The 13,636-nt window shown below is 72.5% G+C and carries 14 protein-coding genes; 7 read left to right on the forward strand and 7 right to left on the reverse strand.

Annotated elements, in window-relative coordinates; all coding sequences use genetic code 11:
• Together ACIRFL_RS16790 and serB are read left to right on the forward strand one after the other, a co-directional pair.
• The coding region (locus tag ACIRFL_RS16790) for a streptophobe family protein (RefSeq protein ID WP_404029015.1) at window positions 1-687 on the forward strand (687 nt) is incomplete at its 5' end.
• A gap of 424 nt (window positions 688-1,111) precedes the next feature.
• A complete protein-coding gene (gene serB, locus ACIRFL_RS16795; RefSeq protein ID WP_404029017.1) occupies window positions 1,112-2,320 on the forward strand; it encodes a phosphoserine phosphatase SerB in 1,209 nt (402 codons plus the stop codon).
• Between the two features lie 133 nt (window positions 2,321-2,453).
• Here serB and ACIRFL_RS16800 read toward each other — a convergent pair whose 3' ends face one another.
• The 4 genes from ACIRFL_RS16800 to ACIRFL_RS16815 all read right to left on the reverse strand — a co-directional run bounded on the left by ACIRFL_RS16800 (window position 2,454) and on the right by ACIRFL_RS16815 (window position 5,533).
• Window positions 2,454-2,972, reverse strand: coding sequence for a SixA phosphatase family protein (locus tag ACIRFL_RS16800; RefSeq protein ID WP_404029019.1), 519 nt, complete (start codon window positions 2,970-2,972; stop codon window positions 2,454-2,456).
• Window positions 2,973-3,043: 71 nt separating this feature from the next.
• Entirely contained in the window at window positions 3,044-3,250 is a 207-nt protein-coding gene (locus ACIRFL_RS16805) for a hypothetical protein (RefSeq protein ID WP_404029021.1), read from the reverse strand.
• Between the two features lie 168 nt (window positions 3,251-3,418).
• Window positions 3,419-3,535 carry an SGM_5486 family transporter-associated protein gene (locus tag ACIRFL_RS16810; RefSeq protein ID WP_388717775.1) on the reverse strand — a complete coding sequence of 39 codons (117 nt, stop codon included), beginning with the start codon at window positions 3,533-3,535 and terminating at the stop codon, window positions 3,419-3,421.
• A 657-nt stretch (window positions 3,536-4,192) separates the two neighbouring features.
• Complete coding sequence (locus ACIRFL_RS16815) at window positions 4,193-5,533, reverse strand: CynX/NimT family MFS transporter (protein ID WP_404029023.1); 1,341 nt, start codon at window positions 5,531-5,533, stop codon at window positions 4,193-4,195.
• Window positions 5,534-5,615: 82 nt separating this feature from the next.
• On the opposite strand from ACIRFL_RS16815, the gene ACIRFL_RS16820 reads away from it, so the two are divergent.
• Window positions 5,616-6,308, forward strand: a complete 693-nt coding sequence (locus ACIRFL_RS16820; protein WP_404029025.1) for a FadR/GntR family transcriptional regulator — start codon at window positions 5,616-5,618, stop codon at window positions 6,306-6,308.
• Between the two features lie 130 nt (window positions 6,309-6,438).
• Here the strand turns inward: ACIRFL_RS16820 and fabI are convergent, their stop codons facing one another.
• Window positions 6,439-7,206: an enoyl-ACP reductase FabI gene (fabI, locus tag ACIRFL_RS16825; protein WP_404029027.1), complete on the reverse strand. Its 768-nt coding sequence runs from the start codon at window positions 7,204-7,206 to the stop codon at window positions 6,439-6,441.
• A 5-nt stretch (window positions 7,207-7,211) separates the two neighbouring features.
• Window positions 7,212-7,916, reverse strand: a complete 705-nt coding sequence (gene fabG / locus ACIRFL_RS16830; protein WP_404029028.1) for a 3-oxoacyl-[acyl-carrier-protein] reductase — start codon at window positions 7,914-7,916, stop codon at window positions 7,212-7,214.
• 239 nt (window positions 7,917-8,155) lie between these two features.
• On the opposite strand from fabG, the gene ACIRFL_RS16835 reads away from it, so the two are divergent.
• From ACIRFL_RS16835 to tyrS, 3 genes are all read left to right on the forward strand, one after another.
• Entirely contained in the window at window positions 8,156-9,712 is a 1,557-nt protein-coding gene (locus tag ACIRFL_RS16835) for a TldD/PmbA family protein (RefSeq protein ID WP_404029030.1), read from the forward strand.
• Window positions 9,709-11,103, forward strand: a complete 1,395-nt coding sequence (locus ACIRFL_RS16840) for a metallopeptidase TldD-related protein (protein WP_404029032.1) — start codon at window positions 9,709-9,711, stop codon at window positions 11,101-11,103. The genes ACIRFL_RS16835 and ACIRFL_RS16840 overlap by 4 nt, the downstream gene beginning before the upstream one ends.
• Window positions 11,104-11,170: 67 nt before the next feature.
• Entirely contained in the window at window positions 11,171-12,439 is a 1,269-nt protein-coding gene (gene tyrS / locus ACIRFL_RS16845; protein ID WP_404029034.1) for a tyrosine--tRNA ligase, read from the forward strand.
• 94 nt (window positions 12,440-12,533) lie between these two features.
• Here tyrS and ACIRFL_RS16850 read toward each other — a convergent pair whose 3' ends face one another.
• Window positions 12,534-12,818 (reverse strand): GlsB/YeaQ/YmgE family stress response membrane protein, encoded by a 285-nt coding sequence (locus ACIRFL_RS16850; RefSeq protein WP_404029035.1) that lies wholly within the window; start codon window positions 12,816-12,818, stop codon window positions 12,534-12,536.
• A 262-nt stretch (window positions 12,819-13,080) separates the two neighbouring features.
• Here ACIRFL_RS16850 and ACIRFL_RS16855 point away from each other — a divergent pair, with 262 nt between their 5' ends.
• Window positions 13,081-13,479: a DUF3099 domain-containing protein gene (locus ACIRFL_RS16855; RefSeq protein WP_404029037.1), complete on the forward strand. Its 399-nt coding sequence runs from the start codon at window positions 13,081-13,083 to the stop codon at window positions 13,477-13,479.
• Window positions 13,480-13,636 lie beyond the last annotated feature (157 nt).

Below are 13,636 nucleotides of genomic sequence, written 5' to 3' on the forward strand. Positions count from 1 at the left end.
CCCGGGGCGGCGGGTGGAGTGGGGCTGCTGGGCGCGGGAGGTGTCGGTGCACGGGGTTCGAGGGTTCTCGGGTTCGCGGGGTGCTGTGCGCTGCGGCTGGGGGCCGTGACCGCGCTTGCGCTGCCCCTGCTCGCCTGGCTGGCCGACGTCTCCGTGGACGCCTCGCTGTCCGTGCTGGGCCTCGACGCGTTGGGCGCCGGGGTCGAACTGCACGGGCGTCTCGGTACGGCGCTGCTCCTCGGGGCCGCCTGGGGCGCCGGGGCGGGAGCCGTGGGCGCGGTGCTCGCCCGGGTGTGCGGGGCCGCGGGCCGGCAGGCGGCGCCGTTGGCCCTGGGCGGGTCGGCGGGCGGTACCGGCCGGCCGGCCGACATCGGCGGCAGCGGGCCGTACACGCCTCGGGTGCCGTACCGACCGCCCAACCCCGCGACGAACCCCTACCTCCGGCTGCCCGACGAACTGCGGGACGCCGGGGCCTCCGGGCCGCACGATGCCGAGCAGCCGCGACCGCCGGCCGGCCCGCCGCCGCCCGGCGATGTGTACGACGCCACCACCGTGGCCCGCCCACCGGCCCCACCACCGCGGCCCCGGCACCACCCCGAACCGCACACCACGGACCACCCCGCCGACCCCCTCGACGACGGTCCCCCACCCACGGCGCCGCCAGGACGGCCAGGCGGAGCGCACTGAGCCACCACGGCCACCACGGCCCGCGGCGACGCCAGTGCGGCCGGGGGGGTAATCGAGCCACCACCCAGGGCAGCCGGACCGGAGGCACTGAGCCGTGCCGCACGGGTGACGGTCGGTCACGGACAAGGGGTTCATGGGGGCGGCACGCGGTGACCGCTTCGGTGGTGTCGGGCGAGGGCGCCGTACGGGCGGGCCCGGACGCGAGGGGGTGTCCCGCGGCGCGGCGGAGCCGGGTGCGACGGCCCCCCGGCGACGCGGGCGGAACCCACGGCGGCGCTGGTCAGCCGCCCGGGCCCGGCCGCCGGCGGCACGGTCGTGGTGCTGCCGCAAGGCGTCGGACACCGACCCGACATCTGTTGTTCCGTGTCCGCCAGGCGGACCTCGGCGGCGTGGGGCACGGGGTGCCGGATACGGTGGATGCACCATGAGCGCTTCGCAGACTTCCGAGGTCCCCACCCTCCTCGTCAAGATCTTCGGCAAGGACAGGCCGGGCATCACGGCCGGTCTCTTCGACACCCTTGCCTCCTTCTCCGTCGACGTGGTCGACATCGAACAGGTCGTCACCCGCGGTCGGCTGGTGCTCTGCGCGCTCGTGACCCAGCCCACCGCCGGTCTTGAGGGTGATCTGCGGGCCACGGTGCACAGCTGGGCCGACTCGATGAAGATGCAGGCGGAGATCATCTCCGGGCGCGGCGACAACCGTCCGCGCGGCCTCGGCCGCTCCCTGGTGACCGTCCTCGGCCACCCGCTCACCGCCGAGTCGACGGCCGCCGTCGCCGCCCGGATCGCGAAGGTCGGCGGCAACATCGACCGGATCTTCCGCCTCGCCAAGTACCCGGTGACCGCGGTCGAGTTCGCGGTGTCCGGTGTGGAGACCGAGCCGCTGCGCACCTCCCTGGTGGCCGACGCGGCGGCGCTCGGCGTCGACATAGCCGTCGTCGCCGCGGGCCTGCACCGGCGGGCGCAGCGGCTGGTCGTCATGGACGTCGACTCGACCCTCATCCAGGACGAGGTGATCGAACTCTTCGCCGCGCACGCCGGCTGCGAGGAGCAGGTCGCCGAGGTGACCGCCGCCGCCATGCGCGGGGAGCTGGACTTCGAGCAGTCGCTGCACGCGCGCGTGGCGCTGCTCGCGGGGCTGGACGCCTCGGTCGTGCACAAGGTGCGCGGTGAGGTGCGGCTGACGCCGGGCGCGCGTACGTTGATCCGCACGCTGAAACGACTCGGCTACCAAGTCGGCGTGGTCTCCGGCGGGTTCACCCAGGTCACCGACGATCTCAAGGAGCGGCTTGGGCTGGACTTCGCCCACGCCAACACCCTGGAGATCGTCGACGGGAAGCTGACGGGCCGGGTCATAGGGGATGTCGTCGACCGCGCGGGCAAGGCACGGCTGCTGCGCCGGTTCGCCGCCGAGGCCGGCGTCCCGCTCTCCCAGACGGTGGCGATCGGCGACGGCGCCAACGACCTGGACATGCTGAACGCGGCCGGTCTCGGCGTCGCCTTCAACGCCAAGCCGGTGGTCCGCGAGGCCGCGCACACCGCGGTGAACGTGCCCTTCCTGGACACGGTGCTGTATCTGCTGGGCATCACCCGCGAAGAGGTGGAGGCGGCGGACGCCCACGACGAGGGCTGAGCCACCGGCACGCCCCCCCTGCCGACGGGGCCGGCGCCGCCGCGGCAGCGGGCCCCGTCGGGGTCGCAGCGGCCGTACACGCGGTACGCGGTCGTCGTACGGTCCTACGGGTCTCGTACGGGTCGTACGGCGGTCAGTCGGACGGCGCCCAGTAGTCCGCGAGCGCCGCGGCGCCGGGCTCCAGGCCCTTCCACGAGCCGTCGAAGGTCAGCAGGGCGAAGGCGGCGGCGGGGAAGCCACGGCGTTGCATCCGCTCGCCCGCGTCGCCGTCGGCGGAACCGGAAAGGATCTCGGCCAGGCCGTGCACGCCCGGGTTGTGGCCGACCAGGACCAGGTTGCGCGCGTCGTCGGGCACCTCGTTGAGCACGGCGATGATCTCGCCGGGCGATGCCTCGTAGAGCCGCTCCTCGTAGACGGTCTTCGGCCGGTGCGGCAGCTCCTGCACGGCGAGCTTCCAGGTCTCGCGGGTCCGCACCGCGGTGGAGCACAGGGCCAGGTCGAAGGAGATACCGCTGTCGGCCAGTCTGCGGCCGGCCACTGCCGCGTCCATGCGGCCCCGCTCGGCGAGCGGCCGCTCGTGGTCGGTCACCTGAGGCCAGTCGGCTTTCGCATGCCGGAAGAGGACGATCCTGCGGGGTTCTGCGACGCTCATGAGATCCAGCTTCGCATGAAACAGGCCAGGGGGCGCAGGGGAGTTGACACCCGACCGGGCCGCCCCCGGGGTCAGCGGGTCAGCAGGTGCTGGGCGCGTTCGAGGAACTGGGCGACGGCCGGCTGGCCCGTGGCCGCCTGGGCGTCCGAGGGGTTGAGGAGCAGCACCAGCAGGGAGACGAAGGCGAGCACGGGCAGGGCCAGCGCCCACCAGGGCAGCCGGATGTCGACGCCGCCCGTGGTCGCCGGGTGGGGCCGGGGGTGCGTACGGGCCGACATGATCGCCTCCGCTGGTCTCCGAGTGGTCGGTGACCGCCTTTCGCGGTCACATCTCGAAGGTAGGCAATCCGCGGGCGCCGCCCCATCCGGTGATCCACCCAGTTCACCCTGACACTCACCCCCTAGGGGATGGTGGGGCTGGCCCCACCATCGGCCGCGGCGGTGGGGTCAGGGGGAGGCGAGGGTCGCGATGATGGCGATGAGCACGAAGATGGCGAAGAACGAGCCGAAGACGATCAGCATCTTCTTCTGGCCGTTCTGGGGGTTCGGATCGAGCACGGGCATGCGGCCCAGTCTCGCACCCCACCCCCACGCCCAACCCCCCGGCCCCGGCGAATCCACCCCGACGGCTCGCATCCCGGCTCACCGGCCCGGGGCCGACGGGGCACGGGCGGGGCCCTGACCGCCGGCGGGGCGGGCGGCAGCGGGGTGGATACATCAGCAGACAGGCGTGCGCGGCAGGCTCGGAACCGGACGGTGCCCAAGCGGACCCCTGGGCCCCGGCGGTCGGCGTACGGCAGGAAGGCGGGCCCAGGACCGGTCAGCGGACCAGGGACCCGGGGACGGGCGCGACCCAAAGCCGGTCAACGGGCCGGGCGGCGCCCGGCCGCCGGTGGGGCGAGTGGCGGGAGGCCGCACCCCGAGGCCGGACCAGCAGGTCAAAGACCGGGCGCAGGCAGGACCGGGACCGGTCAACGCCCCGGGGCGGCTGACCGCCCGGTGAGACGGGCGAGAGGATGCCGCGCCCCAGTACCCAGTCAGCGTCCGGGCGTGCCCCAGGGCCGGTCAACAGCCCGGCCGGGGCTGGACCGGGCCGGGCTGGGGGACGCGGTCGGTGGGTCCCCGAGGCGCGGTGGCGGCCCCGGGGGACCCTGGCCGGTTCGGCGGGCCGTTGGCGGCTCTGGCCGATTCGCGGACGGAAGGGGTTCGGCGGGTCGGGGGTCAGCGGGTGGCTTCGTCTTCGATGGTTCGGGGGCGGCCCGCCAGGATGCCCACCGCCATCTGCGGGACCATGAGGCCAGCCATGAGGGCGATGGGCAGGCCCCAGCCGCCGCTGTGCTGGTAGAGCACCCCGACCAGCAGCGGCCCGGGGATGGAGATCAGATAGCCGGTGCTCTGTGCGAACGCGGAGAGCTGGGCGACGCCCGCGCCGGTCCTGGCCCGCATGCCGACCATGGTGAGGGCCAGCGGGAAGGCGCAGTTGGCGATGCCGATCAGCAGCGCCCACGCCCAGGCGCCGCCGGCCGGAGCCAGGTACAGGCCCGCGTAGCCGGCCAGGCCGCAGGTGCCGAGCGCCACCACGATCGGCCCCTGGTGGGGCAGCCGGGTGGCCAGGCGCGGGATCACGAAGGCCAGTGGTACGCCCATGACCATGGTGACGGCGAGCAGCAGTCCCGCCGTGCCCGCGGCGACGCCCGCGTCGCGGAAGATCTGCGCCATCCAGCCCATGGTGATGTAGGCGGCGGTGGCCTGGAGCCCGAAGAAGACGGCGAGTGCCCAGGCCGTACGGCTGCGGGTGATCCGCAGCGGCGCCGCGGCGGGCCGCTGATCCGCCGCGGGCATGGCCGCCCGCGCGGGGGCGCTCCGCCGGTCCCGGACCAGTGGCAGCCACGGCAGGACGGCCGCCGCGGCGAGCACGGCCCACACGCCGAGGCCGGTGCGCCAGTTGCCGCCGAGCGCGTCGGTCATGGGCACGGTGACCGCGGCGGCCAGCGAGGTGCCGAGGGCGAGGGCCATCGAGTACAGGCCGGTCATGGAGCCCACCCGGTCCGGGAACCAGCGCTTGACGATGACCGGCATGAGGACGTTGCTGACCGCGATGCCCATGAGCGCGAGGGCGCTGGCGGCCAGGAATCCGGCGGTGCCCCCGATGTAGGGGCGGATGACCAGGCCCGCGGTGATCGCGGCCATGCCGGCGCACACCACCGCGCCGGGCCCGAAGCGGCGGGCGAGCCGCGGGGCCGTGACGCCGAAGACGGCGAAGCAGAGCGGGGGTACGGAGGTGAGCAGCCCGGCCACGCTGCCGCTCATGCCGAGGCCGTCGCGGACCTCCTCCAGGAGGGCGCCGAGGCTGGTGATGGCGGGGCGGAGGTTCAGCGCGGCGAGCACGATGCCGACGACGACCAGACGCGTCGTCCACGCGCGCGTGGCGCCCGCCTCGGCGGTCGCGGTGCCGTGCGTCTTGTTGTGCGCGTCCTGGCCGGCTTCGGCGGTTGCCGCGGTGGGCGGCGCGTCCGTGGATCGCGTCGCCGTGTCTGTCGGGTGGGTTTCCTCGCGTGCCATGGGAGACATCATAGAATCATGGGATGATTGGTTGTCCATTCCCGGGTCGCCGCCACCCGGCCCTCCCGTGCGAAGGTGTGCCATGCCTCTGAGCCACCCCCGCCGCTCGGCGCTGTCCGAGCAGGTCATCGCGGAGCTGCGGAACCAGATCGCGACCGGCGAATGGCCGGTCGGCGCCCGCATCCCGACCGAGCCCGAGCTGGTCGAGCAGCTCGGCGTCGCCCGCAACACGGTCCGTGAGGCCGTCCGTGCGCTCGCCCACAACGGCCTGCTGGACATCCGCCAGGGCTCCGGCACCTATGTCGTGGCGACCAGCGAGCTGGCGGGTGTGATGCAGCGGCGCTTCGCCGACGCCGACCCGCGGCACATCGCCGAACTGCGCTCCACGCTGGAGTCGGCCGCGGCGGCGCTGGCGGCGCGGCGGCGCACCGAGAAGGACCTCAAGCAGCTGGACGCCCTGCTCGTGCGGCGCGAGGAGGCATGGGAGTCGGGCGACGCGGAGGCCTTCGTGACCGCGGACGCCACCTTCCATCTGGCGGTGGTGGCCGCCTCCCACAACGACGTCATGACCGCCATGTCCGCCGACCTGGGCGAGGTGCTGCGGGACTGGCTGCGCGCCGACGTGGGCGCCGATCTGACGCCCGAGACGCACATGGACCACTCACGCCTGGTCGACGCGATCCGTACCGGCGACGCGGAGGCGGCCGGGCGGGAGGCGGCGAGCTATCCGTTCCTGTGCCGCCCGGGCCGGCTCGGTGCGCCTTCTGGTGGCTGATCCATACCGAGCCGGGATTCTTCCAGCAGCGGCCCGTCAGCCGGCCGGTGAGCCGAACGGCTGAGGCCGGGACGGGCCGAGGCCTCCACCGCGGGGTGGGGGCCTCGGTGGTGCGGCGGGTGTGGGGCGATCAGGCGCCGATGGCGTGCAGGCCGCCGTCGACGTGGATGATCTCGCCGGTGGTCTTCGGGAACCAGTCGCTCAGCAGGGCGACGATGCCGCGGCCGGCCGGCTCGGGGTCCTTCAGGTCCCACTCCAGCGGGGAGCGGGAGTCCCAGACGGACGCCAGTTCGCTGAAGCCCGGGATCGACTTCGCGGCCATGGAGCCGAGCGGGCCCGCGGAGACGAGGTTGCAGCGGATGTTCTGCTTGCCCAGGTCGCGCGCCATGTAGCGGCTGGTCGCCTCCAGGGCGGCCTTGGCCGGGCCCATCCAGTCGTACTGCGGCCAGGCGTACTGGGCGTCGAAGGTGAGGCCGACGACCGAGCCGCCGTTCTGCATCAGCGGCAGGCAGGCCACGGTCAGCGACTTCAGCGAGTACGCCGAGACGTGCATGGCGGTGGCCACGGACTCGAACGGCGTGTTGAGGAAGTTGCCGCCGAGCGCGTCCTGCGGCGCGAAGCCGATGGAGTGCACCACGCCGTCGAGGCCGCCCAGCTCCTCGCCGACGATGTCGGCCAGCCGGGCCAGGTGCTCGTCGTTGGTGACGTCCAGCTCGATGACCTTGGTGGGCTTCGGCAGCTTCTTGGCGACACGCTCGGTCAGGGTGGGCCGCGGGAACGCGGTCAGGATGATCTCGGCGCCCTGCTCCTGGGCCAGCTTGGCCGCGTGGAAGGCGATGGAGGACTCCGTGAGCACACCGGTGATCAGGATGCGCTTGCCGTCGAGAATTCCGCTCATGGTGATCAGTGACCCATTCCCAGTCCGCCGTCAACGGGAATGACGGCTCCAGTGATGTACGAGGCATCGTCCGAGGCGAGGAAGCGGACCGCCGCGGCGATCTCCTCCACCTGCGCGTAACGCCCGAGCGGTACCTGCGCGACGATGTCCGCGCGCTGCTCTTCGGTGAGCGCCCGCGTCATGTCGGTGTCCACGAAACCGGGCGCGACGACGTTGAAGGTGATGTTGCGCGAGCCCAGCTCACGGGCGAGAGAGCGCGCGAAGCCGACGAGCCCGGCCTTGGAGGCGGCGTAGTTCGCCTGCCCCGCCGAGCCCAGCAGTCCGACCACCGACGAGATCAGGACGACCCGGCCCTTCCGGGCGCGCAGCATGCCACGGTTGGCGCGCTTGACCACCCGGAAGGTACCGGTCAGGTTGGTGTCGAGGACGGAGGTGAAGTCCTCCTCGGACATGCGCATCAGGAGCTGGTCCCGGGTGACGCCGGCGTTGGCGATCAGCACCTCGACCGGGCCGTGCTCGGCCTCGATCTCCTTGTAGGCCTGCTCCACCTGTTCGGGGTCGGTGATGTCGCACTTGACGGCCAGGAAACCGGACGGCGGCTCGCCCGAGCGGTACGTGATCGCGACCTTGTCGCCGGCGTCGGCGAAAGCGCGGGCGATGGCGAGGCCGATGCCCCGGTTGCCTCCGGTGACGAGAACCGAGCGGCTCAACGGATCACCCTTTCGATAGCGGTCTGACACATCCGCCCGAACACCTGGATGACAGGCGGCTTCGTCGAAAACCTATCGGTAGCGGAACGCCTGCGGGCATTCGGGCACCGACAGTGGCGCACGCGGGTCACTGTCGGATCCCTACAGAAAGGGTCGCCGTCACGCGGAAACGTGTGGTCCGCGGGCCCGGTCGCGCGACATCATCGGAGCCGACAGGCCACGACAGCAGGGAGACCTCGGTGCCTCATTCCATCGACGAAGCCTTCACGGCGCTTCCGCTACGGGCCCTCGCCGACGCCGCGCTGGCACGCGCGCGTGCGTTGGGGGCCGAGCACGCGGACTTCCGGTTCGAACGGGTGCGCAGCGCGTCCTGGCGGCTGCGCGACGCCAAGCCGGCCGGGTCGTCCGACACCACCGACCTCGGGTACGCGGTACGGGTCGTGCACGGCGGCACGTGGGGCTTCGCGTCGGGGGTCGACCTGACCCTGGACGCCGCCGCCAAGGTCGCCTCACAGGCCGTGGCGATGGCGAAGCTGTCCGCCGAGGTGATCAGGGCCGCCGGGTCGGAGGTGGGGGCACCTCCCACGCCTTTCGGGCAGTGGGGGATGGTGGAGCTGGCCGATGAGCCGGTGCACGCCGACCGGACGTGGATCTCGTCGTACGAGATCGACCCGTTCTCGGTGCCCGACGAGGAGAAGTCGGCGCTGCTTGCCGACTGGAGCGCCCGGCTGCTCGCGGCGGACGGCGTCAACCACGTGGACGCCTCGCTGCTCACCGTGCACGAGAACAAGTTCTACGCCGACACCGCGGGGACCGTGACCACGCAGCAGCGGGTGCGGCTGCATCCGCAGCTGACCGCGGTGTCGGTCGACGAGTCCAGCGGCGAGTTCGACTCGATGCGCACCCTCGCCCCGCCGGTGGGCCGCGGCTGGGAGTACCTGACCGGCACCGGCTGGGACTGGGACGGCGAGCTGGCCCGCATCCCCGAGCTGCTCGCAGAGAAGATGCGGGCGCCGAGCGTGGAGCCAGGCCCGTACGACCTGGTCGTCGACCCGTCCAACCTGTGGCTGACCATTCACGAGTCCATCGGCCATGCCACCGAGCTGGACCGTGCCCTCGGCTACGAGGCCGCCTACGCGGGCACCTCCTTCGCCACCTTCGACCAGTTGGGCAAGCTCAGGTACGGCTCCGAGCTGATGAACGTCACCGGTGACCGCACCGCCGAGCACGGCCTGGCCACCATCGGGTACGACGACGAGGGCGTCGCGGCCCAGTCCTGGGACCTGGTCAAGGACGGCACCCTGGTCGGCTACCAGCTGGACCGGCGGATCGCGAGGCTGACCGGCTTCGACCGGTCCAACGGGTGCGCGTACGCCGACTCGCCCGGGCATGTGCCCGTGCAGCGCATGGCCAACGTGTCGCTCCAGCCGGACCCGGCGGGGCTGTCCACGGAGGATCTGATCGGCGGCGTCGACCGCGGGATCTATGTCGTCGGCGACCGGTCCTGGTCCATCGACATGCAGCGCTACAACTTCCAGTTCACCGGGCAGCGGTTCTTCCGGATCGAGAACGGGCGGATCACCGGCCAGCTGCGGGACGTCGCCTACCAGGCCACGACCACCGACTTCTGGGGTTCCATGGCGGCCGTCGGCGGCCCGCAGACATATGTCCTGGGCGGCGCCTTCAACTGCGGCAAGGCCCAGCCGGGACAGGTGGCCGCGGTGTCCCACGGCTGCCCCTCCGCCCTCTTCAAGGGCGTCAACATCCTCAACACGACCCAGGAGGCCGGTCGATGAGTGCCCGTAGCAACAAGCCGCACGAGGTCGTCGAGCAGGCGCTCGCGCTGTCCCGGGCCGACGGCTGCGTGGTGATCGCCGACGAGCACTCGACCGCCAATCTGCGCTGGGCGGGTAACGCGCTGACCACCAACGGCGTCACCCGGGGACGGACGCTGACCGTCGTCGCCACCGTCGACGGCAAGGAGGGCACGGCCTCCGGGGTGGTCTCCCGCTCGGCCGTGACCGCCGAGGAGCTGGAGCCCCTGGTGCGGGCCGCCGAGGCCGCCGCGCGCGGCGCCGGACCCGCCGAGGACGCCCAGCCGCTGGTCACGGGCGTGCCGGAGGCGCCGGACTTCACGGACGCGCCCGCCGAGACCTCGTCGGCGGTGTTCGCGGACTTCGCCCCCGCGCTCGGCGAGGCGTTCGCACGCGCGCGTGCGGGCGGCCGGGAACTGTACGGCTTCGCCAACCACGAACTGGTCTCCACGTATCTGGGGACGTCCACCGGGCTGCGGCTGCGGCACGACCAGCCCACCGGCACGCTGGAGCTGAACGCGAAGTCCCCGGACCGTGTCCGCTCGGCCTGGGCGGGACGCTCGACGCGGGACTTCAAGGACGTCGACCCGGGCGCGCTCGACGCCGAGCTGGCCGTCCGGCTCGGCTGGGCCGAGCGGCGGGTGGAGCTGCCTGCGGGCCGCTACGAGACGCTGCTGCCGCCGACCGCGGTGGCGGACCTGCTGATCTACCAGCTGTGGTCGGCGTCGGGCCGGGACGCGGCCGAGGGCCGGACGGTGTTCTCCAGGCCGGGCGGCGGCACCCGCCTCGGCGAAAAGCTCACCGAGCTGCCGCTGACCCTGCGCAGCGACCCGGACGAGCCGGGTCTGGAGAGCGCCCCGTTCGTGGTCGCGCACTCCTCCGGGGGCGACCAGTCGGTGTTCGACAACGGGCTGCCGGTGCGCACCACGGACTGGATCGGCGACGGTGAGCTGAAGCACCTGACGACCACCCGGCACAGCGCGGCCCTGACCGGTCTCCCGGTGGCCCCGGCGATCGGGAACCTGATCCTGGACGGGGGCGAGGACCGCTCGCTGGACGAGATGGTCGCGGACACCGAGCGCGGGCTGCTGCTGACCTGTCTGTGGTACATCCGCGAGGTCGACCCGGCGACGCTGCTGCTGACGGGGCTGACCCGGGACGGCGTGTACCTCGTGGAGAACGGGGAGGTGACCGGGCAGGTCAACAACTTCCGGTTCAACGAGTCGCCGGTGGATCTGCTGGGGCGGGCCACACAGGCCGGGCGGACCGAGAAGACGCTGCCGCGCGAGTGGAGCGACTGGTTCACCCGGGCCGCGATGCCGGCGCTGCGCGTCCCCGATTTCAATATGAGCTCGGTCAGCCAGGGCGTATAACCTCGTAGGCGTTCCCGGTCGGCCGTCAGCCGGCCGGCCGAAGATCATCCGAGGAGACACGAGAACCGTGACGGACATCGTCGACGAGCTGAAGTGGCGCGGGCTGTTCGCCCTGTCCACCGACGAGGACGCTTTGCGCAAGGCGCTCGCGGACGGTCCCGTCACGTTCTATTGCGGTTTCGACCCGACCGCGCCGTCGCTGCACGTGGGGCATCTGGTGCAGGTGCTGACCGTGCGCCGGCTCCAGCAGGCCGGGCACCGGCCGCTGGCGCTGGTGGGCGGCGCGACGGGGTTGATCGGTGACCCGCGCCCGACCGCGGAGCGCACGCTGAACGACCCGGAGACGGTGGCCGGCTGGGTGCACCGGCTGCGGGGCCAGATCGAGCCGTTCCTGTCCTTCGAGGGGCCGAACGCGGCGGTCATGGTCAACAACCTGGACTGGACCGAGGGGCTGTCCGCGATCGAGTTCCTGCGGGACATCGGCAAGCACTTCCGGGTCAACAAGATGCTGACGAAGGACTCCGTGGCCCGCCGTCTGGAGTCCGACCAGGGCATCAGCTACACGGAGTTCAGCTACCAGATCCTTCAGGGCATGGACTTCCTGCAGCTGTACCGGAGGTACGGCTGCACGCTCCAGCAGGGCGGCAGCGACCAGTGGGGCAACCTCACGGCCGGTCTGGACCTGATCCACCGGCTGGAGCCGCACGCGAGCGTGCACGCGCTGGCGACGCCGCTGATGACGAAGGCGGACGGCACCAAGTTCGGCAAGACCGAGGGCGGCGCGGTCTGGCTCGACCCGGAGATGACGTCGCCGTACGCGTTCTACCAGTTCTGGCTGAACGTGGACGACCGGGACATCTCCCCGTACATGCGGATCCTGTCCTTCAAGTCCCGTACGGAACTTGAGGAGTTGGAGCGGCAGACCGAGGAGCGTCCGCAGGCCCGGGCGGCGCAGCGCGCGCTGGCCGAGGAGCTGACGACGCTGGTGCACGGCGCCGACCAGACGACCGCGGTGATCGCCGCGTCCAAGGCACTGTTCGGCCAGGGCGAGCTGGACCGGCTCGACGAGCGGACGCTGACGGCCGCCCTGTCGGAGGTGCCGCACGTCCGGGTCACCGAGCTGGGACAGGTGACCGATCTGTTCGCCGAGGTCGGCCTGGTGCCCAGCAAGTCGGCCGCTCGGCGGACGGTCAAGGAGGGCGGCGCCTACGTGAACAACGTGAAGGTCACCGCCGAGGACGCGGTCCCCGCCACGGAGGACCTGCTGCACGGCCGCTGGCTGGTGCTGCGCCGGGGCAAGAAGAACCTGGCGGCGGTGGAGGTCACCTCCGGCTGAGCCGGGACCCCAGAGCGACACAGCGCGACACAGAGCGACGAGGGGCGGCCCCGCGCCCGGGGCCCGCCGCCCCTCGTCGTGTCCGCCGCCTGTCTCAGACCCGCCGCTCCTGCTTCCTCCTGCCCCACAGCGCCATGTACGCCATGTCCCCGAGAAAGACGATGATGATCGCGGCGATGAGCTGGAAGAGGTGCCGGGTCCAGTCGACGCCCGGGGTCGAGGCGACGCCGGCGGCGCGGGCGACCGCGTTGCCCACGATGGCGCCGAGCATGCCGAAGATGGTGGTCAGCCAGAGCGGGCTGTGCTGCTTGCCCGGGATGACCGCCTTGGCGATCACACCCAGCACGAACCCCACGATGATCGCCCACAACCAGCCCATGGCTGCCTCCTCGTCGGCTCGACGTGAGCATTACGCCCAGTGTCGGCCGGTCCGCCGAACGGCGCATGTCGGGTACGGCCGTGTGGTGCACGCGCGGTACGCGATACGGCGCACGGCGTTCGCCCAAGCGGGAGGCGACCCGGTCTCGAAGGCGGCGCAGCGGCGGCGTAACGTGGATGCTGTCCTGGTCCGGTGCGCCGCACCTGATGCGGGCCGGGCACGGGCCGGGGAGAGTCCCGAAGCGGGCGGATGGTGGAATGTGATGCGGAAGCAGCACGGCGGCGGCAACGTCCAGGTGTTCCGGATCACCGGAGCCCGGACGGGCCTGGCCGAGGACGTGCGGGGCCGGCAGCGCCGGTATGTCATCTCGATGTCCATCCGTACCGTCTCGGTGATCCTCGCGGTCTCGCTGTGGAACGTCGAACGGCCCGTCGCCATCGTGGCGTTGGTGCTCGGCGCGGTGCTGCCCTATGTCGCGGTGGTGATCGCCAACGCGGGCCGGGAGCGGCCGCCGTCGCTGCCGTCGACCTTCGTGACCGCGCCGCTGCGGCCGGTGATCACGCCGTCGCCTGCGCCGGACGACCGGACGCAGCCCGGCCCTGAGCAGACGCGGGCCGATCCGCCGACGGGGGTGGGCGGTGAGCGGGCCGACCCGGCATGACCTCTGCGGATGGCGGGAAGCGTGCGTCCGGCGCATGGGCGGCGCAGAAATGCTCAGATCAATCATGTTGTTCCGGTGCCGGGCGGCCGGTCACCCGTGACATACTTCCTACGCGCTCCGCATCCCCCGTCGGAGCGACGGACCGACGCCGGGCAGC

It is taken from the genome of Streptomyces sp. NPDC102462, assembly GCF_044765425.1.
Classification (GTDB): Bacteria; Actinomycetota; Actinomycetes; order Streptomycetales; family Streptomycetaceae; genus Streptomyces.

Coding starts and splice junctions, on each gene's coding strand:
- serB (WP_404029017.1), top strand. CDS start 1,112: ATGAGCGCTTCGCAGACTTCCGAGGTCCCCACCCTCCTCGTCAAGATC.
- ACIRFL_RS16800 (WP_404029019.1), bottom strand. CDS start 2,972: ATGAGCGTCGCAGAACCCCGCAGGATCGTCCTCTTCCGGCATGCGAAA.
- ACIRFL_RS16805 (WP_404029021.1), bottom strand. CDS start 3,250: ATGTCGGCCCGTACGCACCCCCGGCCCCACCCGGCGACCACGGGCGGC.
- ACIRFL_RS16810 (WP_388717775.1), bottom strand. CDS start 3,535: ATGCCCGTGCTCGATCCGAACCCCCAGAACGGCCAGAAGAAGATGCTG.
- ACIRFL_RS16815 (WP_404029023.1), bottom strand. CDS start 5,533: ATGGCACGCGAGGAAACCCACCCGACAGACACGGCGACGCGATCCACG.
- ACIRFL_RS16820 (WP_404029025.1), top strand. CDS start 5,616: ATGCCTCTGAGCCACCCCCGCCGCTCGGCGCTGTCCGAGCAGGTCATC.
- fabI (WP_404029027.1), bottom strand. CDS start 7,206: ATGAGCGGAATTCTCGACGGCAAGCGCATCCTGATCACCGGTGTGCTC.
- ACIRFL_RS16840 (WP_404029032.1), top strand. CDS start 9,709: ATGAGTGCCCGTAGCAACAAGCCGCACGAGGTCGTCGAGCAGGCGCTC.
- ACIRFL_RS16850 (WP_404029035.1), bottom strand. CDS start 12,818: ATGGGCTGGTTGTGGGCGATCATCGTGGGGTTCGTGCTGGGTGTGATC.
- ACIRFL_RS16855 (WP_404029037.1), top strand. CDS start 13,081: ATGCGGAAGCAGCACGGCGGCGGCAACGTCCAGGTGTTCCGGATCACC.